Source organism: Melioribacter sp., assembly GCF_049325435.1.
GTDB lineage: Bacteria > Bacteroidota > Ignavibacteria > Ignavibacteriales > Melioribacteraceae > Melioribacter > Melioribacter roseus.
Genome location: NZ_JBMOLD010000013.1, coordinates 444,744 through 469,740, shown reverse-complemented (window position 1 = coordinate 469,740; position 24,997 = coordinate 444,744). Strand labels below are relative to the sequence as shown.

General features: G+C 40.7%; 21 protein-coding genes and 1 tRNA gene. 21 read left to right on the top strand and 1 reads right to left on the bottom strand.

What is annotated here, in order from left to right:
• Positions 1-1,017, bottom strand: a 1,017-nt coding sequence (locus ACOYVE_RS11205) for a sugar phosphate nucleotidyltransferase (RefSeq protein ID WP_422881987.1), incomplete at its 3' end; no start/stop codon positions are given.
• 102 nt (positions 1,018-1,119) lie between these two features.
• On the opposite strand from ACOYVE_RS11205, the gene ACOYVE_RS11200 reads away from it, so the two are divergent.
• The 21 genes from ACOYVE_RS11200 (at position 1,120) to ACOYVE_RS11100 (ending at position 24,997) form a co-directional block, all read left to right on the top strand.
• Positions 1,120-2,799 carry a M1 family metallopeptidase gene (locus ACOYVE_RS11200; RefSeq protein WP_422881985.1) on the top strand — a complete coding sequence of 560 codons (1,680 nt, stop codon included), beginning with the start codon at positions 1,120-1,122 and terminating at the stop codon, positions 2,797-2,799.
• On the top strand, positions 2,792-3,517 hold the full coding sequence (locus ACOYVE_RS11195; RefSeq protein WP_014857491.1) for a UDP-2,3-diacylglucosamine diphosphatase: 726 nt from the start codon (positions 2,792-2,794) through the stop codon (positions 3,515-3,517). The genes ACOYVE_RS11200 and ACOYVE_RS11195 overlap by 8 nt, the downstream gene beginning before the upstream one ends.
• 3 nt (positions 3,518-3,520) lie before the next feature.
• Entirely contained in the window at positions 3,521-5,797 is a 2,277-nt protein-coding gene (locus tag ACOYVE_RS11190; protein ID WP_014857490.1) for a penicillin-binding protein 1A, read from the top strand.
• A 29-nt stretch (positions 5,798-5,826) separates the two neighbouring features.
• Positions 5,827-5,913: transfer RNA gene (locus ACOYVE_RS11185), tRNA-Leu, on the top strand.
• 77 nt (positions 5,914-5,990) lie between these two features.
• Positions 5,991-6,866, top strand: coding sequence for a squalene synthase HpnC (gene hpnC / locus ACOYVE_RS11180; protein WP_014857489.1), 876 nt, complete (start codon positions 5,991-5,993; stop codon positions 6,864-6,866).
• Positions 6,863-7,705 (top strand): presqualene diphosphate synthase HpnD, encoded by an 843-nt coding sequence (hpnD, locus tag ACOYVE_RS11175; protein ID WP_014857488.1) that lies wholly within the window; start codon positions 6,863-6,865, stop codon positions 7,703-7,705. Before hpnC ends, hpnD begins: the two co-directional genes overlap by 4 nt.
• 2 nt (positions 7,706-7,707) lie before the next feature.
• Positions 7,708-9,003: a hydroxysqualene dehydroxylase HpnE gene (gene hpnE / locus ACOYVE_RS11170; RefSeq protein ID WP_014857487.1), complete on the top strand. Its 1,296-nt coding sequence runs from the start codon at positions 7,708-7,710 to the stop codon at positions 9,001-9,003.
• A gap of 37 nt (positions 9,004-9,040) precedes the next feature.
• The gene (locus ACOYVE_RS11165) at positions 9,041-10,351 is read left to right on the top strand and encodes a citrate (Si)-synthase (protein WP_014857486.1); all 1,311 of its coding nucleotides are present in this window, start codon (positions 9,041-9,043) and stop codon (positions 10,349-10,351) included.
• Positions 10,352-10,390: 39 nt separating this feature from the next.
• The gene (locus ACOYVE_RS11160) at positions 10,391-11,317 is read left to right on the top strand and encodes a lytic transglycosylase domain-containing protein (protein WP_014857485.1); all 927 of its coding nucleotides are present in this window, start codon (positions 10,391-10,393) and stop codon (positions 11,315-11,317) included.
• A 93-nt stretch (positions 11,318-11,410) separates the two neighbouring features.
• Positions 11,411-13,036, top strand: a complete 1,626-nt coding sequence (locus ACOYVE_RS11155; RefSeq protein WP_041356137.1) for a CTP synthase — start codon at positions 11,411-11,413, stop codon at positions 13,034-13,036.
• A complete protein-coding gene (locus tag ACOYVE_RS11150; RefSeq protein ID WP_014857483.1) occupies positions 13,033-14,535 on the top strand; it encodes a tetratricopeptide repeat protein in 1,503 nt (500 codons plus the stop codon). The genes ACOYVE_RS11155 and ACOYVE_RS11150 overlap by 4 nt, the downstream gene beginning before the upstream one ends.
• Before the next feature lie 21 nt (positions 14,536-14,556).
• Entirely contained in the window at positions 14,557-15,168 is a 612-nt protein-coding gene (gene purN, locus ACOYVE_RS11145; RefSeq protein WP_014857482.1) for a phosphoribosylglycinamide formyltransferase, read from the top strand.
• A gap of 4 nt (positions 15,169-15,172) precedes the next feature.
• On the top strand, positions 15,173-16,690 hold the full coding sequence (gene purH / locus ACOYVE_RS11140) for a bifunctional phosphoribosylaminoimidazolecarboxamide formyltransferase/IMP cyclohydrolase (RefSeq protein WP_014857481.1): 1,518 nt from the start codon (positions 15,173-15,175) through the stop codon (positions 16,688-16,690).
• Positions 16,691-16,715: 25 nt separating this feature from the next.
• Positions 16,716-17,741, top strand: coding sequence for a rod shape-determining protein (locus tag ACOYVE_RS11135; RefSeq protein WP_014857480.1), 1,026 nt, complete (start codon positions 16,716-16,718; stop codon positions 17,739-17,741).
• Positions 17,741-18,571 (top strand): rod shape-determining protein MreC, encoded by an 831-nt coding sequence (gene mreC / locus ACOYVE_RS11130; protein WP_422881979.1) that lies wholly within the window; start codon positions 17,741-17,743, stop codon positions 18,569-18,571. Before ACOYVE_RS11135 ends, mreC begins: the two co-directional genes overlap by 1 nt.
• Positions 18,568-19,056, top strand: a complete 489-nt coding sequence (gene mreD, locus ACOYVE_RS11125) for a rod shape-determining protein MreD (RefSeq protein WP_422881977.1) — start codon at positions 18,568-18,570, stop codon at positions 19,054-19,056. The genes mreC and mreD overlap by 4 nt, the downstream gene beginning before the upstream one ends.
• Complete coding sequence (mrdA, locus tag ACOYVE_RS11120) at positions 19,053-20,861, top strand: penicillin-binding protein 2 (protein WP_422881975.1); 1,809 nt, start codon at positions 19,053-19,055, stop codon at positions 20,859-20,861. The genes mreD and mrdA overlap by 4 nt, the downstream gene beginning before the upstream one ends.
• Positions 20,851-22,080 (top strand): rod shape-determining protein RodA, encoded by a 1,230-nt coding sequence (rodA, locus tag ACOYVE_RS11115; RefSeq protein WP_422881973.1) that lies wholly within the window; start codon positions 20,851-20,853, stop codon positions 22,078-22,080. The genes mrdA and rodA overlap by 11 nt, the downstream gene beginning before the upstream one ends.
• A 9-nt stretch (positions 22,081-22,089) precedes the next feature.
• Positions 22,090-22,638, top strand: coding sequence for a dCTP deaminase (gene dcd / locus ACOYVE_RS11110; protein WP_422881971.1), 549 nt, complete (start codon positions 22,090-22,092; stop codon positions 22,636-22,638).
• Position 22,639: 1 nt separating this feature from the next.
• Positions 22,640-23,431 (top strand): orotidine-5'-phosphate decarboxylase, encoded by a 792-nt coding sequence (gene pyrF, locus ACOYVE_RS11105; protein WP_422881969.1) that lies wholly within the window; start codon positions 22,640-22,642, stop codon positions 23,429-23,431.
• Positions 23,432-23,515: 84 nt separating this feature from the next.
• Positions 23,516-24,997, top strand: a complete 1,482-nt coding sequence (locus tag ACOYVE_RS11100) for a DUF2851 family protein (protein WP_422881968.1) — start codon at positions 23,516-23,518, stop codon at positions 24,995-24,997.

Below are 24,997 nucleotides of genomic sequence, written 5' to 3'. Positions count from 1 at the left end.
ACCGAGTATCGACCTTTCGACGAGACCTCCCGAGATGATAGTGCCGTCGGTGATTAAGGAATTGATTGCGCGTCCAACGCGTTCGCCTTCGTGCGATACCGTTTTGGCAGGGGGAAATTGTCTTTGCTCGGTTCGTAAAGGCCAGTGCATGTCGTAAAGATTGAAATGGGGATTGACGCTTATTAAATCCATACTCGCGGCATAGTAACTTTCTATCGTTCCCACGTCGACCCAGTACGGTTCCGGTTTTTTATTTTCGTCTATAAAACGGTAAGCTTTCAAATTGTAATTTTTTTTCAACATATAAGGAATAACATGTTTACCGAAATCGAGGCTCGGCAATTTTTCTTCTTCCATTTTGTACATGGCTTCTTTCAAAGCTTTCACGCTGAAAACATAAATACCCATATTCACAAAACTTTGGTCCGGAGTATTGGGAATTGCTGGCGGATCCTTCGGTTTTTCTATAAACGACTGGATTGTATAATCTTCCGAAATCTGAATAACTCCGAACCTGCTCGCCTGATCTTTAGGAATATTAATAGCCGACAGCGTTAAATCGGCTTTCTTCTCGATATGGTATTGGATCATTTTCAGGTAATCCATCTTGTAAATATGGTCGCCCGAAAGTATCAATACCCAGTCGTAATGATGATCTTCGATCAGGTTGAAGTTCTGATAAATTGCATTCGCAGTTCCGAGATACCAGTCGCTGCTGGTTTTGAACTGGGGCGGTATCGAATAGATAAATTCGCCCAGTTCGGGATTGAAAATGTTCCATGCTTCGTATAAATGCCGGTTCAACGAATCGGATTTATACTGCGTGAGTACATAAATTTTCCTGAATCCCGAATTAAGGCAATTCGACAATGTGAAGTCTATGATTCTGTATTTCCCCCCGAAGGAAACCGAAGGTTTTGTGCGGTCTTTTGTCAATGGAAATAATCGTTCCCCCTGACCGCCTGCAAGAATCATGGTTAAGGTTTTTCTTAAAATTTCAGAACCGGTGTATGCCATAGCTTCCTCGACAATTTGCAATAAAATATATTTAATTATTAATTGATTGGCAACGCCAGAATTAATTAATTTTGTGTTAATATTAACTTATTTTTCCGCATAATGAAAAAACTTCTGGTTCCGTTTATAATATTCACGGTCATAGCGCTTTTTTTGCTTATAGGCGCTTTCGTCTTTTCACCCGATGCCCGGATGGCTTACGGTTTGTACAAATCGCTCTTATTATCAGAAGACGATCTGGGTACCGAATCTCATTCGGATATCGACGTTATCCATTATAATATTAAAGTAAGCCTGTATCCTAAGGGCAGGTATATTAAAGGGGAAACAGGAATATTGTTCGTCCCGAAATCGAAAACTGCAAAAAAAATTGAATTCGACTTTTATGATAATATGCGTATTGAAAATATTAGACTCAACGGAAGGGAAATAGTATTTAAAAGAGACGACGACAAAATTATTGTTGAGCCGACGACGTCATTGCCCGATACCCTACTACTCGAGGTTAGTTACTCGGGCGCCCCCCTAAAAAAAGGTTTCGGGTCGTTTAATTTTGAAAACCTCGAAGATTCATATTTTGTTTATACGATGAACGAACCGACATTTGCATCGACCTGGTTCCCCTGCAACGATCGACCGTACGACAAAGCTCTCGTCGATATCTATATTGAAAACGACTCAAATTATGTCTCGCTGTCCAACGGAAAACTTATCGAAATTAAACGAAAGAATAGTAAGAAAGTTTATCACTGGAAAACTTATTATCCGATATCAACATATTTGATTGCAATCTATTCGGGCGAGTATCAATCTTATTTTACTGATTACGTTTCGACCGCGGGCGATACGGTCAGCCTGCAGTATTACGCTCTTCCTGACAAATTCCAACAGGCGTTAAAGGATTTTGAAGACCATCCGGTATACTTGAACCTATTCGAAAAATTATTCGGTTCCTATCCTTTTGCCAAAGAAAAGTACGCAGTAGCCGAATTCTTATGGAAATACGGGGCAATGGAACATCAAACTCTTACGGGCGTAGGTTCGGATTTTATTACAGGCAGGAAATTTTTTCAGGATATGCTGGTACATGAACTTGCTCATCACTGGTGGGGTAATGCTGTCGGTCCCGCTACCTGGAAAGATATCTGGCTGAATGAAGGTTTTGCGACTTATTCCGAGGCTCTCTACTGGGAAGCGAAAGCGGGCAAATCAGCTCTGATTTCAACGATGAAACAAAAGATTAGCAATTTTACCGATACGCCTCTCTATAATCCGGGCGTCAGACTTTTCAGCAGAACGATATACGACAAAGGAGCCTGGGCGCTCCATATGCTTAGGAATGAAATTGGCGACAGCCTGTTCTTTGCTTCGCTTAGAAATTACTTCAATAAATACAAATATAAAAACGCTTCAACCGGAGATTTTCAAAATATTTGTGAAACCACAGCCGGCGTTAGTCTCGATTACTTTTTTAATCAATGGATATACGAAGGCAAAGGAATTATCGAATTGGAAACAAAATGGAACAGCGGAAAAGAAGGCAATAAGTACAGGAACAAAATTACCGTTGAACAGTTACAAAGCGGATACGAAAATTATATATTTCCTCTGGAAATCATATTGTCGGGGAAAAAAGAATCTGAGTCTAAACTTGAAAAACTCTATATTGACAAAAGGAAAAAAATTTTTGAAGTCATAACCGATTTCGAACCCGTTGAAATAATTATGGACCCGGAATCAAAAATACTTGCAAAGTTCACAGTAGAAAAAGAATATGATTAATTATTCCACGTATTTTTTTATATCGGATGTTCATCTCGGACTCGGCTTAAAAGAAGAAGAAAAAGAAAAGGAAGCAAAATTAGTTAAGTTGATTAATTACGCGGCTGAGAACTGCGACGAACTTTTTATACTGGGCGACTTATTCGACTATTGGTTTGAATACAAGCGCGTTATTCAGAAAGGATATTATAAAACGCTGGCTGCTTTGATTGAATTTGCCGAGTCGGGCAAAAAAATCCATTATTTTATTGGGAATCACGATTTCCTTCACCGGAATTTTTTTCGCGAAGAAATCGGAGCAATCTTATACGAAGACCCCGCCGCTTTTACGCTGAACGATAAAAAATTTTTTATCGGACACGGAGACGGACTGGTGCCGAACGATACGGGTTATCGAATTCTTAAATGGATTTTGAGAAATAAAGTTTTGCAGCGTATTTATTCAACTATTCATCCCGACCTCGGGATTAAAATAGCCAGCGGAACCAGTAAAACGAGCCGCTCATATACGTCGCAAAAAGACTATGGCAGGAAAGACGGTCTTATTGAAACGGCAATGCGGAAAATCGACCAAGGATATGATTATGTAATATTCGGACATACGCACATTCGCTCCGAGTTTGAATACAATAACGGAAAATACATTAATCTCGGGTCGTGGCTCGAACAACCTTGTTACGGCAAATTCACCGATTCATTTCAAATAATCAATTGGTAAGGTATGGCAAAAACGATTAAGAAAAAAAGGAGAGCGTTACGATATTTATTGATTTTTTTCGGACTAATTTTAATTGCATGCTCGGCGATTTTTGTTCGGTATATTATTGAAGGTCTGCCTTCGCTTGAGGAACTGGAAAATCCGAGACCTCAGCTCGCTAGCAACGTTTACAGCAGCGACGGAGTGCTGATAGGACAGTTTTTTAAAGAAAACAGAATAGAAATCAGTATTAAAGACGTTCCTCCGCATGTAATTCAAGCCTTGATTGCCACTGAGGACAGAAAATTCTATGAACATTGGGGCGTTGACCTCGAACGATTTATTAAAGCGATGATCAAAAATGTTTTTCTCGGAAGGAGAGAAGGCGCCAGTACTATTACTCAGCAGTTGGCAAAAAATCTTTACGATCTCAAAATTCAAAACGAAACATTATTCGATACGGGAATCAGGAAAATAAGGGAATGGATTACGGCGGTTCAAATTGAAAAGAATTATACGAAAGACGAAATACTCGAAATGTACCTGAACGTGCAATGGTTCGGTCACGGCGCTTATGGCATCGGAATGGCTTCTAAAGTTTATTTCGACAAAAGCTTCCAGCAACTCACGATTCCCGAAGCGGCGGTTCTTGTGGCAATCCTCAAATCGTGGGTTTACTACGATCCTTATAATCGTTACGAACGCGCGCTTCAACGCCGTAACCTGGTAATGAAAAATATGGTGGAAATGGGCTACCTGAGCGAAGAAGAGTACGATAAATATAAACTGACGCCGATTAAATTATCGTACGAAAAAATAAAAAACGGCATCCGGAGCACAATCGCCCCGCACTTTCTGGAACACATACGCAGACAGATGGAAAAGATTGCCGCCAAATACGGTTACGATTTATACCGCGACGGCTTAAATATCTATACTTCTCTGGACAGCAGAATGCAGGAAATAGCAAATAAAGCCGTAGAACTTCATCTGAACGATTTTCAAAAACAGTTCGACAGGAGCTGGAGATGGAGCGAATATAAAGGCGACTTAAATGAATTGATTGACAAGGCTGTCAGAAACAGAATTGAATATAAAACCGCTCAAGATGCGGAAGCAAGAAAAGAAGTCTACAACAGATTCAAATACGACAGGGAATTTGTAGATTCGGTTAAGAAAGCTGCCACTCGTATTGAAGTCGGTTTTGTAGTTCTAGATGTTAAGACGGGCGAAATAAAGGCTATGGTGGGAGGGCGCAATCAGCGATTCCTATACGGTTTGAACCACGTTACGCAAATTAAAAGACAGCCCGGCTCGGCTTTCAAACCGATAGTCTACTCGGTAGCCGTCGACAACGGTATTTATCCCGCGTATCCGATATTGAATCAGCCTTTCGATTATAACGGCTGGAGCCCTCAGAATTTCGATTTGTCGACTGGAGGATTTACGACGCTCAGGACGGGTTTGGCTCATTCAATCAATATTGTTGCCGCCCGATTGATAATCGAAGATTATGCTCCTCTCTGGAAAATAGGTCTGTTTGCCGAGAAGATGGGCATTAAGAGTAAACTCGATTTATATCCGTCGATTGCGTTAGGAACTTCTTTGGTTTCGCCTTTGGAAATGACGTCTGCGTTTGCAACATTAGCCAACCGCGGAATTTACAACGAGCCGATTTCGATTTTGAAAATAGAGGACAAAGACGGTATTCTCATCGATAAATTTACTTCGGAAGCCAGGGAAGCTATACCGGAAGAGACGGCTTACCTGGTAACGGATATGATGCGCACTGCAGTCGACGAAGGTACGGGTGTATCGATCAGATATCGGTTTAATTTTCAGCGACCGGCTGCCGGTAAGACGGGCACAACTCAGGATTTTGCCGACGCCTGGTTTATCGGATTTACTCCTCAACTTGCCGCAGGCGTATGGGTCGGTTTTGACGATCAACAAGTCTCGTTTACCGGCGAGTACGGACAAGGCGCAAGAGCCGCGCTGCCGATTTGGGCTCTTTTTATGCACGATGTTTATCAGAATCTCGATCTGCCGCTCGAAGATTTTCAAATGCCGGCTAACGGCAATATAGTAACAGTCAATTATTGCAGGGAATCTATTTTCGAGCTCGGTAATCCCAAACTTTATTCGAGAGATTGCCGCAACGGCATTTATACGGATATCTCGAATGTGCGTGATATTCCGGATACTTACGATGCAATGCGCGATAATTACGTTAAATTGCCGACAAAGTATGTAATAAAAGATACAACGGAAACTAAAGATTCCGTTTCTATTTTTCGATAAAATTTTTTAGATTTAGACCCGTGATTTTTGCCCGGATGGTGGAATTGGTAGACACGCTAGCTTCAGGAGCTAGTTGGCTTACGCCAGTGCAGGTTCGAGTCCTGTTCCGGGCACCAATTCTTTAATTACTCCCATTTTTATTTATTATTCCTCAGGAATTCACTATCTTAATTCGTCATAATTTAGATTAAGCGTGATTAATAAAGAGATAGACAACGAGTATAACGACGCTCTCGAATTTGCCAGGAAACACTACGAAAATTTTCCCGTAGCATCGTTATTCTTACCTGCAAAACTCCGCAAACATGTTGCAATAATATATAAATTTGCCCGGACGGCGGACGATATTGCAGACGAAGGCGATTCGAATGTAAAAGAGCGTCTCGAAAATATAAGTTTATACCGCTTCAAGCTTTCAAACGCTCTCGATGGCAATTATTACGATAATTTCTGGGCGGCTCTCGACTATACGATTAAAAATTTTAATTTAACGGAAGAAAATTTTTTTAATTTGCTCAATGCGTTTGAATCGGATATAACCGTAAACCGATTCGAAACCTTCGATAATGTTTTGGAATATTGCCGTAATTCTGCAAATCCCGTAGGCAGAATTATACTTGAATTGTTCGATATACGCGTTGATGAAATATTCGATTATTCCGATTCAATCTGTACAGGACTGCAATTGACCAATTTCTATCAGGATATCTCGATTGATTTCATGAAGAACAGGCTCTATATTCCTCTCGATGAAATGAAAGAATATCGACTGGACGACAATAAATTGCTTATCCTCAACGGCGAAGAAAAAGCAAGATTCAGGAAATTGATGAAGTTGCAGGTAGCCAGGAACAGAAAATATTACGAGCAAGGCGAAAAAATTATTAGCGCGCTAAAAAATCATCCTAATGCAACCCGGGGATTGATTTGCCAGTTGAAGCTTACTATACTTGGCGGTAATAAAATTTTGGATTATATTGAAAATAACGATTACGACACGTTTGAATACAGACCCACGCTGAAAGTGTACGATTTAATTATGTTGTTTTTTAAAGCTTTATTAAAATGAAAGACGAAGCCAAAGAAATAACGCAAAACAGCAAAAGCAGTTTCTACTATGCCTTCTCGCTGCTCGAGCCCGAAAAGCGGGAAGCCATGAACGCCGTCTATGCTTTTTGCAGAACGACCGACGATATCGTCGACGAAACATCCGAACCCGACGATATTAAATATGAAAAATTACGGAAGTGGCGCATTGAATTCGAAAAAGGTTTGAGAGGTCGCTCGGATTATCCCCTGCTAAATAAGCTGAATCAGATTATTTCGAGATTCAACATTCCTATAGAACCCTTCTTCGAACTAATAGAAGGAATGGAAATGGATTTGCAGAAGAAAAGCTATCTCAGCTTTGACGATCTCGTTCAATATTGTTACAGAGTGGCTTCCACCGTCGGATTGATGTGTATTGAAATATTCGGTTATAAAAACAATTCAACAAAGGATTATGCGGTAAATCTCGGCATTGCATTACAATTGACTAATATAATCCGCGACGTAGGAAAAGACATTGAGAACGACAGAATCTATTTGCCCAAATACGACCTCGATAAATTTAACTACTCTATTGAAGATCTGAAAACCAAAAAATACAACGACAGGTTTATACAATTGATGGACTACGAAAGCAAACGGGCGGAATTCTATTTTGAGAAAGCCGATAATTCTCTGGACTTCGAAGATAAGCCCAGGATGTTTCCCGCGCGCGCTATGCAACATATTTACGAAAGACTGTTGAAGAAAATCCGGAAAGCTAATTACGACGTCTTCAATAATAACATCAAAGTTTCTTCCACGGAAAAAATCGCCCTTTCTTTGGGAACGTGGATAAAGTATAATCTAGTTTATTGAGTATGAAGATCATTGTTATAGGAGGGGGACTCTCGGGTTTAGCCGCCTCTGTTTTTCTTTCCGAAAAAGGATTCAAAGTTACTTTGATAGAAGCTTCGCCCAAATTAGGAGGCAGAGCTTATACGCTATCCGAGCCTGAATCGAATTTAGAATTCGATAACGGACAGCACCTGTTGATGGGGTGCTATCGTTCGACTCTTCGTTTTCTGAAAATTATCGGAGCAGAATCCGAAATAATTTTTCTGCCTTTAAAAGTGCCGTTTGTAAGACCGAATTACGGAATTTCTTACCTTAGGGCGGTCGACGAATTTTATCCTCTTAATTTAATCGACGCAATAATGAACTTTGAAGCCGTAAGTTGGAAAAGCCGCGCTCGTATTCTTGCGCTAATGATGAAAATTAGAAATGAGAAGAACGAACGGGAATCAAATGTAAATGTATTTCGATGGTTGAAAGATAATAACCAAACAGACGAAGCGATTGAAAATTTCTGGCAGGTACTATGCGTGGGCGCGCTGAATTCCGACCCCGAAAAAGCCTCCGCTTCGATTTTCAAAAATGTTATTAAAAGGATATTCTTTTCCGGCGCGGAAGGTTATAAATTCATTCTGCCTCGTAAGAATTTAAGAACGATGTACATCGACAAATCGAAAAATTTTATTATATCGAAAGGCGGCTATGTTAATTTATCGGAGCGCGTTCTCGAATTCCGAATTGAAGGCGGTATAATAAATAAAATTGTTACCGACAATAATCTTTACGATGATTTTGAAATGGTCGTGTCCGCATTGCCTGCTCATGCATTGAAAAAAATTAAATTTTCCGGAACCCAACTGAAAAGCGTCCCTTCCTTTGAATACTCTCCGATTCTGAACGTTCACCTGATTTTGGAAGATAATCCATTTACTGAAAGGTATTATGCGTTGCTTGGGACGGATTACCATTGGCTTTTCAACCATGGGAAATATATCTCTATTACAGCGAGCTCGGCGGAAAAATTAATAAAAAAGAATAATGCAGAGTTATTATCCGAGTTATACTCGAATTTAGAATTATTTTTTCCTATATTTAATAGAAAATTGGTAAGAAGTTCCAGAATTATAAAAGAAAAAAGAGCAACTTTTGTTCCTGCCGGCGACAGGTTGTTAAATAATACCGGATATTTTACGGATATAAAAAATTTGTTTGTAGGAGGCGACTGGACAATTCCGGAATTGCCGGCAACGATCGAAAGCGCAGTTCTGAGCGCGGAAAAAGTATCTCGTGAAATTTTTAATATATCTCGAGTAAGCGACTGATTGTGAATAGAACACTCAAATAAATTACGGAGGGATTATGTCGTCACTTAAGAAAAAACTCGAAGAAAAGATTCTGCAGCACAGACCCAGAACCGAACGTCTGGTTAAGGAATACGGAGACGTAAAAGTCGACGAGGTAAAAATCAGCCAGGTTATAGGAGGGATGCGCGGCATTAAATGCCTGGTTACGGATATTTCTTATCTCGACCCGTTTGAGGGAATCCGTTTCAGAGGTTACACTATACCTGAGGTACTTGAAAAGCTTCCCAAAGTGCCGGGCGCCGAAATGCCTTATGTGGAAGGATTTCTCTATCTCTTGTTGACGGGCGATATACCGACAATGCAGGAAGTAGAAGAAGTTCACAAAGAATTCAACGCTCGCAAAAAAGTTCCTCAATATGTATTCGATATTCTCCATGCAATGCCCAAAGATTCCCACCCGATGACTATGTTTGCCACCGCGATCATGTCGATGCACCTCGACTCGGTATTCGATAAAGAATACAGAAAAGGAATACAAAAAGCTGATTATTGGTCGGCTTACTACGAAGACGCAATGAATTTGCTTGCTAAAATACCCGAAATCGCGGCTCATATTTACAGATGGAAATATAAAGACGGCGATATAATCCCCAGCGATCCGGACCTCGATATGGGAGGCAATTTTGCTCACATGATGGGTATCGGCAGGCCTTACGACGACGTTGCCCGTCTTTATTTTATACTTCACAGCGATCACGAAAGCGGTAATGTAAGCGCTCATACCGGGCATCTGGTTGCCAGCGCTTTGTCCGATATTTATTATTCAATAAGCGCAATGTTGAACGGTCTTGCCGGTCCTTTGCACGGTCTTGCCAACGAGGAAGTTCTCAGATGGCTCCAGGGCGTTATGGATTCAATGGGCGGCAAAATTCCTACCGAAGAAGAAATGAAAAAGTTCGTTTGGGATACACTGGAATCGGGTAAAGTAGTTCCCGGATTCGGACATGCCGTATTGAGAAAAACCGACCCGAGATATATGGCGCAGAGGGAATTCTGTTTGAAACACCTGCCGGATGATCCGATATTTAAATATGTAGATCTGTTGTTCAAAGTTGTTCCGCCTATATTGCTGGAACAGGGCAAAGCCAAAAATCCATGGCCAAATGTCGACGCTCAGTCGGGCGTTATTCAATGGCATTACGGGGTTAGAGAATATGAATTCTATACCGTACTGTTCGGCATAGGAAGAGCTTTAGGCGTATGCTCAAATATTATTTGGGCGCGCGGTCTTGGTTATCCGATCGAACGTCCCAAATCCGTTACAACCGATATGCTGGAAGAAATCGCCTTCGGAAAAAAATCTTAGCAAATTGAAGCTGCCCCGTCAGGGCAGCTTTTTTTATATATGAGAAGAGAAAACTTTTATTATTATATACCGGTAATTTTACTGTCGGTTGCGGTTATTATACTTGCGCTTGTGTTGATTTATATTTTTCGCGCCGAATATAATCGTAAAATTACCGTTGACTTCAAGAATCCCGAATACAAAGTGTTTATTCCCGAAATTCCGCTCCAGCTCGATTTCTGCGGGGAACCTGTTCCGATGAATATTGAAGACGTCTATGAACGCGTTGAGCGTGAAATTTTGATAAATGCGTACTGGAATTCTTCAACTTTACTCAATATCAAAAGGGCAAACAGATGGTTCCCTGTAATAGAGCCGATCCTAAAAAAGCATGGCGTTCCGGACGATTTCAAATATATGGCGGTAATCGAGAGCAATTTAACAAATGCGGTTTCTCCTGCGGGAGCCGTAGGTTTCTGGCAGCTTACACAACCCGCGGCGGTTAAATACGGATTGGAAATTTCAAAAGTCGTCGACGAAAGGTACGACGTCGAAAAAGCTACCGAAGCGGCTTGCAAATATCTTAAGGACTCATTTGCGAAATATAAAAGCTGGACTCTGGCTGCAGCGTCATATAATTACGGAACAAACGGAATCGACCGCCAGATCGAAAGGCAGAAAAAAGATTCCTATTACGAACTCTATTTAAACGAAGAGACCTTCCGCTTTGTAGCGCGTATTTTGGCTCTTAAAGAAATCATGACTCATCCTGAAAAATACGGGTATTTTATTGAGCGTGAAAAGCTTTATAAACCGTACAAATACAAAACAGTTGATGTAAGAAACGGAATAAAAGATCTGGCAGATTTCGCGCAACGCCACGGGACTACATACAAAGAACTTAAATTATTGAATCCGTGGTTGCGAGACAATTACTTACCGGCGAGCAAAGGCAAAATCTATCTCTTGAAAATTCCCGACAATTGATAATTTAGCGGCTTTTTATAAAAATTTTACTACAGATGTGGACAATTTTTTTTATTTTTCATTTTAAAAAAAATCCAATAAAAATTAGGAAAAATGGCACATAAGAAGAAGGTAAAGTACATATTTGTGACAGGCGGAGTGGTCTCTTCGTTGGGAAAAGGTATTACTGCCTCGTCGCTCGGACTCCTGCTGAAATTGAGAGGATATAGCGTTACGATTCAGAAATTCGATCCGTATATAAATGTCGACCCCGGAACTATGAATCCTTTTCAGCACGGAGAAGTTTATGTTACGGACGACGGCGCCGAAACGGATCTCGACTTGGGACATTACGAACGCTTTCTCGATGTGGATATGTCGCGGGCAAACAATACAACTACAGGGCAGGTTTATAACGAAGTAATAACAAAGGAACGCAGGGGCGATTTTTTAGGGGCAACGGTTCAGGTGATTCCGCATATTACGGATGAAATTAAAAGAAGAATGAGATTTTTGGGCGAGTCGGGCAAATACGATATCGTTATTACCGAAATAGGCGGAACAGTAGGGGATATCGAAAGCCTTCCCTTTATTGAAGCTATGAGACAAATTATGCTCGAAAGCGGCAGAAAGAATGCAATTAGTATACATGTGACGCTTGTGCCGTATATTTCTTCCGCTGGCGAAATGAAAACCAAACCGACTCAACACAGCGTAAAAAATTTGCTCGAACTCGGAATTCAACCTAATATTCTCGTCTGCAGGTCTGAAGAAAAACTGCCGCGGGAAATACGCGAAAAAATCGCGCTCTTTACAAACGTTAAAACCGAAGCCGTTATCTCGGCATATGATTGCTCGACTATTTACGAAGTGCCGCTTGTGCTTCACGAACAGGAATTGGACAGGATCGTACTCGACAGATTAAAACTGCCCGATATTACTATCAAACTTGACGGCTGGAAAGAATTTGTAGATAAAGTCATACATGCCGAAGAAAAAGTAAGGATTGCCGTCTGCGGTAAGTATATAGACAATAAAGACGCTTATAAAAGTATATCAGAGGCGTTTATCCATGCCGGCGCCGAAAACGATTTGAAGGTTGAAACCGAATTTATTTCTTCCGAAGAGATTGAAGAAAAAGGAGCCGAACCGTTATTGAAAGATTACGACGGGCTGTTGATACCGGGCGGATTCGGCGAACGCGGTATTGAGGGTAAGATTAAAGCGATTCAGTACGCCAGAGAAAAGAAAATACCATTCTTCGGTATATGTCTCGGTCTGCAGTGCGCCGTAATTGAATTTGCGCGCAATGTATGCGGAATTAAATCTGCCAACAGCCAGGAATTCCGAAGCAGGAGCCCTTACAACGTTATTCACATTATGCCCGACCAGGCAAAAGTGAAAGTGAAAGGCGCGACTATGCGTCTCGGAGCATATCCATGTATAATCAAAAAGAAAACCAAAGCGTACGAAGCTTATAAAAAACAAAAAATATCAGAACGCCATCGACACCGTTACGAAGTTAACAACAAATTCAGAACGGTGCTGGAAAAACACGGTATGATTTTTAGCGGTCTTTCTCCCGATGAAAGTCTGGTGGAAATGATCGAAATTGAAGACCATCCCTGGTTTGTCGGTTGCCAGTTCCATCCGGAATTAAAATCGAGAGCTACTAAAGCTCACCCGTTGTTCAGGGAATTTGTCAAAGCGGCGTTTAATTATTCCCGGGAGAAAAAGTGAACGGAAAATTATTTATTGTCTTTCTTTCTTTTCTTTTTTTTACGAGCTCGTTTGCTCAAAGCAGAAGGGAGTATTTATTAAATCAGGGATTGAATAAAGCTTATAATCTCGAATTCAAAGCCGCGGAAGAATTATACAATAAAGTCTTGGACGCCGAACCGAATTTACCCGACGGATATTTTCGTATTGCACAACTTTATTTCTGGTCGTTCCTGGCTAGTCATGATATCGGACAATATTATGTCTTTCTTAAATTTGCCGAATTGACAGAGGAAAAATTAGACCTCCTGTTATCAAATAAACCTCAGAACGCATATTATACTTATATGTCCGGCAATCTGGCTTCGTTAAGAGCGATGGCTTATGCTATTAATAATTCCGCAGTAGACGCTTTCTGGTATAGCAAAAAAGCGGTTAAACTGTTCAATACTACTCTGGAAATTAATCCTAAATTTTACGACGCTTATCTCGGACTCGGTCTTTTCGATTATGCCATGAGTTTTATACCCGAATTTTTGGGATGGACTTTGAATCTTACCGGGCTTTCTTCGGATAAAGCGCGCGGCTTGAGATACGTTAAACTTGCTTACGAAAAAGGGAAGTACGACAAAACGGAAGCCGCATTCCATCTCTCTAAAATTTATGTCGACTATATTGCCGAGTACGACAGCGCTGAAATATATATTAAAAGCCTTGTAACTAAATTCCCCGGCAACAGTTTGTTTCTTTATCAACAAGCTCTGATTCAATTTAAAAAACGTAAGCTCGATAATGCGCTCTCACTGTTCAATAAGGTAATTAAGATTAACAAAGAGGAATTTCCTCAGATTTCAGCTCTGGCTCGTTACAGAATTGCCAATATTTATTTTTGTAGAAATAACTTTGCTAAAGCTCTCGAAAATTATAAAATCTTTTATGATACAGCCCGCGAACCGGACTACCTGAGCGAAACCGCTCTGAAATCCGCTCTCTGTTTTAAGTTTCTCGGACTGGACGATTCTTTTTATGTAAGCCTCGAAAGAATAGACGAAGGCAACCCGGATCTATTCGAGGATGCGTATGCTAAAAAACTGGCTTCTTATCTCAAAGATACCGGCGTAACCGATAAAGATTTGCTGTTAATTCGTATGAGTAATAACGTCTGCGCTGCCACGTTCAAACCGGTATATGACACGTTAAGCGTTTATGCGGATTCATTGACCGGCGTTAAAAAAGCTTTTGCATTGCTCTATTTGTCCGAGGCGGCTTTTAATTTGAAGAAGTTTGATGAATCGATTTATTATGCCGAAAATATCCATAAAATAAAGTTTAACAAATTCTTCTGGATTGTTCCGAAATCTTATTTCCTGACGGCTGCTTCGTATTATTCGCAAAAAAATTATGAAAAAGCTTTGCACTACTTGACTTTAGCGGAAGATAATAATAAATATGATTTTATCGATTATATACAGGCGTCAATAGATAATTTGAAGAGAAAACTAAACAAGAGAATTAATTAGTCGGCAAATATTGAACGATTTATGATTAATATTGCAGTGTTTGTGTCGGGACGGGGCTCAAATTTCAGAGCCATTAGCGAAAAAGTATCCGCTGATAAAATTAAAATTGTTGCTTTAGTTAGCAATCGTATCGATTGTCCGGCGGTTGAATACGCAAAAATGAATGATATCCCGGTTTATTTCGCGGCGGAAGAGGCAAAAGGGGAGTTTATAAGCTACGACGACTTAATAGAAGTACTCAAGAGCCGCGGTGTGGAATTAATAGTTCTTGCCGGTTTTCTGAAGAAAATTCCCGACCGCTTCGTAGATACTTTCGAAAATATGATTATTAATATTCATCCGGCTCTTCTGCCGGCTTTCGGAGGAAAAGGAATGTACGGACTAAATGTGCATAAGGCGGTTTTTGAATCGTCGGCAAAAGTATCCGGAGCCACGATTCACTTCGTAGATAAAATTTACGACAACGGCAAAATTATTATGCAAAAATGCGTTGATATCTCGGATGTAAAATCGCCCGAGGAAATTGCAGAGCGGGTGTTGAAAATCGAACATGAAATTCTTCCGTACGTAGTAGAAAAATTTGCCGAAGGGAAAATCAGCATTCAGAATAACAGAGTAATTATTACGGAGTAACAAATTGAAAAAGTTAGCTTTAATAAGCGTATCTGATAAGTCAAGTATAGTCGAATTCGCCTCGGAACTTACCAAGCATGAATACGGCATACTTGCCACCGGTAAGACAGCCAAAACTTTGCTGGATAACGGCGTCGAATGCACTGAGATAAGCGATTTTACTTCTTATCCGGAAATATTCTCCGGACGAGTTAAAACGCTGAATCCGAAAATCTTCGGCGGTATTTTAATGCGACGCGATCTGGAAGAGGATATTCGACAGGCGGCTGAAAATAATATAACGCCGATTGATATTGTTTGCGTCAATCTCTATCCTTTTCCTCAGGTAGTTAATCGTGACGATATTTCGCTCGAAGTTAAAATTGAAAATATCGACATAGGCGGGCCGAGTTTAATCAGAGCCGCCGCAAAGAATTATAAATATGTATCGGTTCTCACAAATCCAACTCAATACGATTATTTTCTCGACGAATTGAATAAAGGTGAAATCAGTTTGGAAACGCGGAGTAAATTGGCAGCCGAAGCTTTTTCTCATACTTCGATGTACGATACCATTATTGCCAACTTTTTCGAGCAAGAATTTTTAGACGAGCCGACAGCTGTAAGATTAAATTACAAAACAGCATTTCAATTAAGATACGGAGAAAATCCCCACCAGAAAGCAACCTTGTTCGGCGACTTCTCCGAATATTTCGAAGTATTGCACGGGAAAGAACTATCGTACAATAATATAATCGACCTTACGGCCGCGGTAGAATTGGTATCCGAATTCGATAAAACGGCATGCGCTATAATTAAACATACAAACCCATGCGGAGCCGCTGTGGCAAATTCCGTTTCGGAAGCTTACGAAAAAGCGTTGTCCGGCGACCCGGTGTCGGCATTCGGGGGAATTGTAGCCTTCAATAAAGAGGTAGACGCCGGGACAGCGCTAAAGTTGAACGATATTTTTCTGGAAATAATCTGCGCTCCTTCTTACTCTCAAGAAGCGCTCGATGAATTAAAAAAGAAAAAGAACAGAAGATTGATTCTTATTAAGAAATATCCTGACGAAGATCAGCGTGTAATTAAAAGCGTACCCGGGGGGCTGCTGGTCCAGGATAAAGATAATTCGAAAATTTCAGATAATTTGATGAAGGTGGTTACCGAAAGAGAGCCCACTCAGTCGGAAATAGAAGACCTTAAATTTGCCTGGGTGGTTTGTAAACATACCAAGTCCAATGCAATCGTCTTCGTAAAAGACTGCAAAGCTCTCGGCGTGGGAGCCGGACAAATGTCGCGGGTCGATTCGGCAAAAATTGCCGCTATAAAAGCCAAGCAGTTCGGACATCAGCTCGAGGGCGCGGTCGCGGCGTCAGACGCTTTCTTCCCGTTTGCCGACGGTCTGATTGAAATTGCCAAATATGGCATTACTTCCGTCATTCAACCAGGAGGTTCTGTGCGCGACGAAGAAGTTATCAATGCAGCCAATGAAAATAATATATCTATGATTTTTACGGGAATTAGAAATTTTAAACACTGACCTCGTCTGCGAGGTGGGAGGATATATGGGATTATTCGACTTTTTTATGACTGATCTTGCTATCGACCTCGGAACCGCTAATACTCTTATCTACATTAAGGGTAAAGGGATAGTGCTAAACGAGCCTTCGATAGTTGCATACGATAGAAATACCAAAAGAATTATAGAACTGGGAAATAAAGCAAAAGAGATGCAGGGAAGGGAGCATCGGGATATTAGAGTCACGCGCCCGATGCGCGACGGCGTTATAGCCGATTTCGAAATAGCCGAAGGAATGATAAGGGCTTTTATTAAAAAGGTAACCTCGAGCAGCTTTGCAAGCAAAAGGGTTGTCGTCGCCGTTCCGAGCGGAGTGACGGAAGTTGAAAAAAGAGCCGTGCGTGACGCGGCAGAACATGCAGGCGCTAAAGAAGTCCACTTGATTGCCGAACCGATGGCAGGCGCTATCGGAATCGGTATCGACGTTGAAGCTCCCGCAGGCAATATGATTATCGATATTGGCGGCGGTACAACGGAAATAGCCGTTATTGCTCTGGGCGGAATTGTAAACGAAGAATCGATTAGAATTGCAGGCGACGAGATGAACAACGCCATAATGCAATTCTTTAAGAAAAATTATAATTTGCTGATCGGCGAACGCACTGCCGAAGCTATTAAATGCGAAGTCGGCTCCGCCGTGCCTCTTAAAGAAGAAGTGACTATCCAGGTTAAAGGTAGAGACCTCGTCGGCGGTATCCCGAAAACTACTGAAGTGAGTTCTGTTGAAATAAGAGAAGCCCTCAATGAAAATATTATACAGATTGTCGACGCGGTCAAGCAAACACTCGAACGTACGCCGCCGGAATTGTCGGCGGACATTCTCGACCGCGGCGTAATGTTAACCGGAGGAGGCGCGCTGTTGAAAGGGTTGGACGAGAGAATCAGAATGGAAACCAATTTGCCCGTACACGTTGCCGAGGACCCTCTTACCGCAGTCGTGAGAGGCACGGGGAAAGCATTGGAAAATATCAATAAGTATTCGAAAGTATTTTTGCGTAAAAGAACATACTGATGGTTAAATTTTTATTTAAGATAATTAGAAGCTATAAGGAATATATACTGCTCTTTGCGCTCTCTGCTATTAGTCTGCTTGTACTCTCTTTTAACGACAGCTCTCAGTTGGTACGCTTAAAACAATTTGCATTCGGAAATTTTGCGGTCGTTAGCGAATTATTAAACTATCCGGTTTCGATTTTCAGACAGCGCGAATCGATCGAAAAACTCAAACGAGAAAATGCGCAATTGATGTTAGAATTGAGCAGACTCAAAAACAGGGTAGAAGAAAATAAAGAATTGAGAGCGGCTCTAAATTTGAGAGACTCTCTCAACTATCCCATTATTGCAGCGGATATAATTTCCAAAACGGTAAACTACGTCGACGGCTCTTTTATTATAAATAAAGGATTGAACGACGGTATCCGTATCGGGATGCCGGCAATTAGTTCCAGCGGCTTGGTAGGCTTAGTAACCGAAATTTCGCACGATTATTCCGTCGTAAGAAATTTATATAATACAAGACTCAAAATTGCAGTAACAATAAAACCGATGAATCTCAACGGCATTATGACCTGGGACGGAAATAAACTGATTATTAAAAATATCCCGTCCACTTATGATATACAGATCGGAAGTAAAGTTGAAACTTCCGATTTTAGCACTATTTTCCCTCCGAATTTACCTATCGGAGAAGTAATTGAACGGGAAGAAGTGCCTGTAGGATTTTTGCATTCGGTTACGGTACGCCCTTATACCGATATCAGAACTTTATATAACGTATTTATCATGCAAATAGTGCCGGATAAAAAACTCGACGATATTAAACTTAATCTTATTAAGAAATGATCAAACAATTTTCGATGCCGGTTTTGTTATTTATTTTAGTCGCCGCAGTTCAGTTGACGGTTGTGCCCCTTATCAGTATATCTGGAATTGCGCCTAATCTCTTGATAGTTTTAATTACGTTTTATGCGTTGAGTTACGGCCAGATTTTCGGAATGTCGCTCGGTTTTATTTTTGGATTTCTGTACGACTTGATTTCGGGAGGAGCCGTGGGAATCAATATGTTTGCAATGACTATAAGCGGTTTTATGGCGGGATATTTTTATAATGAAAATAAAATTGAAATAAACACAGCGACGATGAATTTTTTCTATATTAATCTGGTTGCGGCTGTAGCTTATTCCTTTTTGTACACTTTGATAGCCGCAGCGAGACCCGACCTTAATCTCTTTATACTTTTGATTGAAGGCAGTCTATTGCCAGCTCTATATACTTCTGTTTTTGCATTGCCGGTAGTAATTGCAATGCCAAGAAGGGAATTAAGATGAAAGAACAAGTTTTCGGACGCGACGTTCGGAGAAGAATTTTATACGTAATAATAATCTCATTCTTTATCGTCTCATTTATCCAATTGTTTAATATGCAGGTTTTGCAAGGGAGTATTTATACGGTCAAAGCGAACGAAAACAGTATTAAGCCTGTTTATCTTACGGCTCCGAGGGGAATACTTTACGACAGAAACAACAATATACTAGTAGGAAACGAGCCTTCTTTTACATTGAGAATTACGCCGGATAAATACGATACCTCGCTCAATCGTTATTTGGAGACAATACTCGGACTCGAAAAAGGTTATATAAACGGTTTACTCGAAAAAAACAGGCGCATGTCGCCGTATGTGCCGATTAGAATAGCCAAAAATGTAGATTACAAGGTTATTGCATGGTATGAAGAAAATGCCGAAAAATTACCCGGCGTCGATTACGTTATCGAAACGCGAAGAGACTATTCCTTCGGCGTGCGCGGCTCGCATATTTTCGGATACCTGAGAGAAATAAACAAAAGTCAGATGGATAAGATGACCGGCTATAGCCTGGGGGATGAAGTCGGATACGCCGGTATAGAAAAAAATTACGAATCGGTTCTGCGCGGAGAAAAAGGAATTAGATATTTATTGGTCGACTCGCACCAAAAAACAATCGGCAGATATAATTCGGGTAAAAGCGATATCGCTCCCACAAAAGGCTATGATTTAATTCTCACTCTCGATAAATATACTCAGCAAGTCGCCGAATCGCTCTTTACCGATAAACGCGGAGCGCTGGTGGCCATCGAGCCTTCCACAGGCGAAATTCTGGCAATGGTAAGCTCGCCCATGTACGATCTGGAAAATTTTTCTTCGATGAATTTCCCGAAGGTGTGGAAAGAACTGAACGAAGACGAGGACAAACCGCTGTTTAACCGAGCGACAATGTCGATCTATTCACCGGGCTCGACATTTAAGATGGTGTCGGCTATAGCGGGACTTGAAGAAGGGATAATTACGGAAAAGACCCGATTCTTTTGCAACGGGGGATATTATTTCGGCGATCGCTTTTTCAAATGTCTCCATTATCATTCTAATACCGATCTTGTTACTTCTATTGAAAAATCGTGCAATTCATATTATTATCAGCTCGCTTTAAAAATCGGACTCGACAATTGGTCTAAATACGCGGCTAAATTCGGATTCGGGAGGAAAACAGGAATTGATATAGGCGAAGAAACATCGGGATTGTTGCCGACAGTACAATATTATGAGAATGCCTTCGGTAAAGACCGTTGGCCTAAAGGAATATTGTTGAGTTTGGGAATCGGTCAGGGAGAACTCAGCGTCACGCCTTTGCAGTTGGCGCAATATACTGCGCTGCTTGCCAATTACGGTAAATCCGCAAAGCCGCATCTTGTTAAAGGTATCTTGAAAAACGGAAAATTCCGCGGAATCGAACCTCAGTATTTTGATATCGGAATTAGCAGGCGTTCATTCGATATCGTAAGGCATGCAATGTATCTCGTTGTCAACGGCGCCGGCACCGCGACAAACATCAGATTGCCGGACATCAAGATTGCCGGTAAAACAGGCACTGCTCAAAATCCGCACGGAGACGACCATTCGATTTTTATTGGATTTGCCCCGTACGAAAATCCTAAAATTGCTGTAGCGGTAGTCGTTGAAAATGCTGGATACGGAAGCACTGTTGCCGCTCCCATTGCCCGTGATGTTATAAAAGCTTACTTAAACAAACATATTGACAGCGATAATAAAATAATTAAGAACGAAGTTGTAGCAGGAGTAAGTAAAATTGAAAATTGATTATAAATTAAACGATCGATTTGATATCGTCTTCTTTACATCCGTATTGCTGTTGATATTATTCGGGTTGGCGGCAATCTACAGCTCGACTGCTAATCATCCTACCGCATCGCAAAATTTTAACAAACAATTGTTTTTTGCCGTTATTTCTCTGTTAACGTTTTTTATAATATATAATCTTCCCGAACAGGCTTTTAAAAATATGGCTGTCCCTGTTTATGCATTTTCGTTGTTTTTGTTGATAGTGGTTTTGATAGCGGGAAAGACAGTCTACGGGGCTAAAAGTTGGCTCGATTTCGGACCTGTGGGGTTTCAACCTTCCGAATTTGCAAAAATAGGCGCTATTCTCGGAATATCTTATTGGATCTCTTACAAAGAAAGAGATATTAATAATATTAAAGACATAGCCATAGCAATTGGAATCGGTTTTCTGCCGGCTTTACTTATATTATTGGAGCCCGACACCGGCACATCAATAATTTTTATTATACTTACTATTTCGATAGTTTTCTGGAGCGGTATAAGTCTTTTCGCATTATTTGTAGTCCTTTCGCCGCTGATTGTAACTTTTGCATCGCTTTTGGGAACTATCTATTTTATAGCCTCTCTCGTTGCGGTTATAATAGCGCTCTTTATATTTAAGAGGGACCTGTTCAACAGTATCGCAATATTCATGCTGAATTTAGGCGCCTCTTTCTTTTTCGAATACGGTTTCCGTTTGCTAAAGCCTCATCAGCAAAAGAGAATAGAAACGTTTATTAATCCGTATGCCGATCCATTGGGAGCCGGCTATAATGCGTTGCAGGCAAAACTTGCAATCGGGTCGGGGGGAATTTTGGGCAAAGGCTTTATGCAAGGGAATCAAACGCAATTACGTTTTATTCCCGAGCAGTGGACGGACTTTATCTATTGCGTTATCGGCGAGGAATTCGGATTTGTGGGAAGCATTATTGTTCTGCTGCTTTTCTTGATGGTATTTTTGAGATTGCTCCACTTCGCGTCAATTTCAAAAGATAAATTCGGGTCGCTTGTTATTATAGGTACGCTGACTCTTTATTTTTCGCATTTTGCTATTAATATCGGAATGAATTTGGGAATAACGCCTGTTATCGGTATTCCGCTGCCTTTTTTGAGTTACGGAGGAAGTTCTTTGCTGGTTAATATGATATTAGCGGGCATTGTCATGAATATTTATAAAAACAGAAAGCTGCATACTTGAGGTATAACTATGATACTTTCGGATAAGAAAATTCTCGAAGAAATTGAAAAAGGGAATATCGTAATTGAGCCTTTCAAGCGCGAAAATTTGGGCTCGAACAGTTACGACGTTCATCTTGGCCGATGGCTCGGCGTATATAAAAACGATATTCTCGACGCAAAAAAACACAATGAAATAGAACTATTCGAGATACCTGAAGATGGATTTATCCTTCTCCCTTCGAAACTGTATCTGGGAGTTACGGAAGAATATACGGAGACTTACAATTATGTGCCTTTCCTCGAAGGGAAGTCGAGTATCGGACGTCTCGGAATCGATATTCATTCGACTGCCGGTAAAGGCGATGTGGGATTTTGCAATACCTGGACGCTTGAAATAAGCGTCAAACAACCCGTCCGGATTTATGTTGGTATGCCGATAGGGCAGATTATCTATTTCAAGTTGGACGGAGAGGTTGAAATTTCTTATGATAAAAAATCATCCGCAAAGTATAATAAGCGCACCGAGTATCCGGTAGAATCGATGATGTTCAAGAATTTTAAACAAAATAGAGAATAATATGACAGCTCGGGAAAAATTAAATAATAAATTAAATGCGGGATTGCATGTCTGCGTCGGTTTGGACACGGATTTTTCAAAAATACCGGAGTATTTCAAGAAGGAACCGAACCCTGTTCTTGCTTTCAATAGAACGGTTATTGAAAACACAATGGATTATGCGGCAGCGTATAAAATTAATTTTGCATTCTACGAAAAGGACGGGATAGAGGGTATAAAAAATTTGATTGAAACAATAAAACTGATACCCGACGATCTGCTGATTATTGCCGATGCAAAAAGAGGAGATATCGGCAACACATCGAGAATGTACGCCGAATCTGTCTTTAATTATTTTAATTGCGATGCGGTTACTCTGCATCCATATATGGGTTTCGATTCTCTCCAACCTTTTTTCGAATTTGAAGATAAATTGAATTTTATACTTGCTCTGACGTCGAACCCCGGCTCGGCTGACTTTGAAAAATTAGAGCTTAACGACGGCAGATTTTTATATAATGCGGTTATTGAAAAAGCAAACGAATGGAATATTCACAATAACATCGGACTTGTTTTCGGCGCCACAAATTCTTCGGAGCTCGGCCGCGCAATCGATTCTTTCGGGGATATGCCGGTTTTATTGCCCGGCGTCGGAGCGCAGGGAGGAAGCTACGAAGACGTGCTTGCGATTTTCGGAAATAAAGGTAAGAGCAATTTTATTGTAAACATAAGCAGGGGATTGATCTATTGCGATCCGACAGATAAATTTCCGGAAACGTTGAGGGAGAAAATTCTAAGCTACGTCAATTTATAAAATTGTGGATTTTACTAAAATAAAATCTTAATTTTATAAGCAATCGAATCATCAGTTCATTCTCAATTTAAAATTGGCGGACCAATGGGTTCAGAATCAAAATTTCACGAAGGGTTTCTCTACGAAGTCTGGCAGAAATTAGACCACAACACAATTCTTGAAACAATTAACGGAGAAGAAATTGCAGTGCTCGACTGCGGCGCTCTCAATCACGATTCCGCCGGGCCGGACTTCAAAAATGCCAGGATCAGAATAGGCAACCTTACTTACGTGGGCGATATTGAAATCGATTACGACTATTCCGACTGGAAACTCCACGGGCACAATATCGACAATAAATACAATAGCGTAATCCTTCATGTAACGTTCGAAAACAAAAATAATCACGGATACGTTTATACGAGAAGCGGGCGAAAAATTCCGTCGGTTACAATCGCAAATTTGATTAACAGCGACGAAATAAAGAAGATTAAGGAAACCCATTCCGAAGAAAAAAATGATATCTCCGGTATTTTGAAATGTTCTGCAGTAGCAGAAAACGCGCCTATAGAACTGCGTAATTCTCATTTATACAAATTGGGTATTGAACGATTTAATAAAAAATGCAATAAGATATATGAACGTCTGAAAGAAATTCAGTTCCTGACAGATGCCGGTATTAAAGAACCGGTTATTACTTACGACTTGACCGAGGAATTTCAGAAAAGAGAATTTCACCATAAGGATTTTCATAGCAAAGAAGTGTGGATGCAGTTGTTGTACGAACTATTATTCGAAGCCCTCGGTTATTCGAAAAATAAAAATCCGATGACTTCCCTGGCAAGAAAAGCCGATATCGGATTTCTTAAGAAAATTGAGAAGGACGGAGTCGTTCTGCAAAAATACGAATCGGCTCTGCTCCATATCTCCGGATTAACCGGAGCTCTTCCGAAAGAACTGGATAAAGACACGAAAGAGTATCTGGAAGCGGCTGAGTTGCATTGGAATTCAATCAAGCCTTTCTACGACGGAGACTATCTGGACAATACTCAGTGGCAATTCTTCAGAATACGTCCGCAGAATTTCCCGACGGTCAGGATTGCGGGAGGAGCAAGGATACTATATCAATTGTTGCATAACGACTTAATAGGAATTATTACCAAAAAAATTAAAGAAATTCGTAATCTCGGAGTCCTTGTCAATTCGGTAAGATCTCTGTTTGTAATAAAATCGGACGGTTATTGGAAGAGCCACTATGTATTGGGCGAGCGCGCATCAACCGATATTAAATATTTTGTCGGCGCATCGCGAGCCGACGAAATAATGATCAATGTTATTCTGCCTTATTTTGCTGTTTATTTTAAAATATACGGCCACGAGCAGTTGACAGATAAAGTAGTTAAAACGTACGGAATTTATGAACAGCGCGCGGAAAACCAGATTATACACAATGTAGCGGACGCCCTCGGAGTTCAAAGTAAAGTTAAGAAAACTGTTTACGCGCAGGGGATGATTGATTTATTCAGGAATTATTGTTCTAAAAATAAGTGCCTCGAATGTGAAATAGGCAAAGTTGTATTCGAATGA

Excerpts from the sequence above, each read along its gene's own strand:
- ACOYVE_RS11200 (WP_422881985.1), top strand. The coding sequence starts at position 1,120 with ATGAAAAAACTTCTGGTTCCGTTTATAATATTCACGGTCATAGCGCTT.
- ACOYVE_RS11190 (WP_014857490.1), top strand. The coding sequence starts at position 3,521 with ATGGCAAAAACGATTAAGAAAAAAAGGAGAGCGTTACGATATTTATTG.
- mreC (WP_422881979.1), top strand. The coding sequence starts at position 17,741 with ATGGTTAAATTTTTATTTAAGATAATTAGAAGCTATAAGGAATATATA.
- dcd (WP_422881971.1), top strand. The coding sequence starts at position 22,090 with ATGATACTTTCGGATAAGAAAATTCTCGAAGAAATTGAAAAAGGGAAT.
- mreD (WP_422881977.1), top strand. The coding sequence starts at position 18,568 with ATGATCAAACAATTTTCGATGCCGGTTTTGTTATTTATTTTAGTCGCC.
- purN (WP_014857482.1), top strand. The coding sequence starts at position 14,557 with ATGATTAATATTGCAGTGTTTGTGTCGGGACGGGGCTCAAATTTCAGA.
- mrdA (WP_422881975.1), top strand. The coding sequence starts at position 19,053 with ATGAAAGAACAAGTTTTCGGACGCGACGTTCGGAGAAGAATTTTATAC.
- ACOYVE_RS11155 (WP_041356137.1), top strand. The coding sequence starts at position 11,411 with ATGGCACATAAGAAGAAGGTAAAGTACATATTTGTGACAGGCGGAGTG.
- hpnD (WP_014857488.1), top strand. The coding sequence starts at position 6,863 with ATGAAAGACGAAGCCAAAGAAATAACGCAAAACAGCAAAAGCAGTTTC.
- ACOYVE_RS11160 (WP_014857485.1), top strand. The coding sequence starts at position 10,391 with ATGAGAAGAGAAAACTTTTATTATTATATACCGGTAATTTTACTGTCG.
- pyrF (WP_422881969.1), top strand. The coding sequence starts at position 22,640 with ATGACAGCTCGGGAAAAATTAAATAATAAATTAAATGCGGGATTGCAT.
- hpnE (WP_014857487.1), top strand. The coding sequence starts at position 7,708 with ATGAAGATCATTGTTATAGGAGGGGGACTCTCGGGTTTAGCCGCCTCT.
- ACOYVE_RS11135 (WP_014857480.1), top strand. The coding sequence starts at position 16,716 with ATGGGATTATTCGACTTTTTTATGACTGATCTTGCTATCGACCTCGGA.
- ACOYVE_RS11165 (WP_014857486.1), top strand. The coding sequence starts at position 9,041 with ATGTCGTCACTTAAGAAAAAACTCGAAGAAAAGATTCTGCAGCACAGA.
- ACOYVE_RS11195 (WP_014857491.1), top strand. The coding sequence starts at position 2,792 with ATGATTAATTATTCCACGTATTTTTTTATATCGGATGTTCATCTCGGA.
- ACOYVE_RS11100 (WP_422881968.1), top strand. The coding sequence starts at position 23,516 with ATGGGTTCAGAATCAAAATTTCACGAAGGGTTTCTCTACGAAGTCTGG.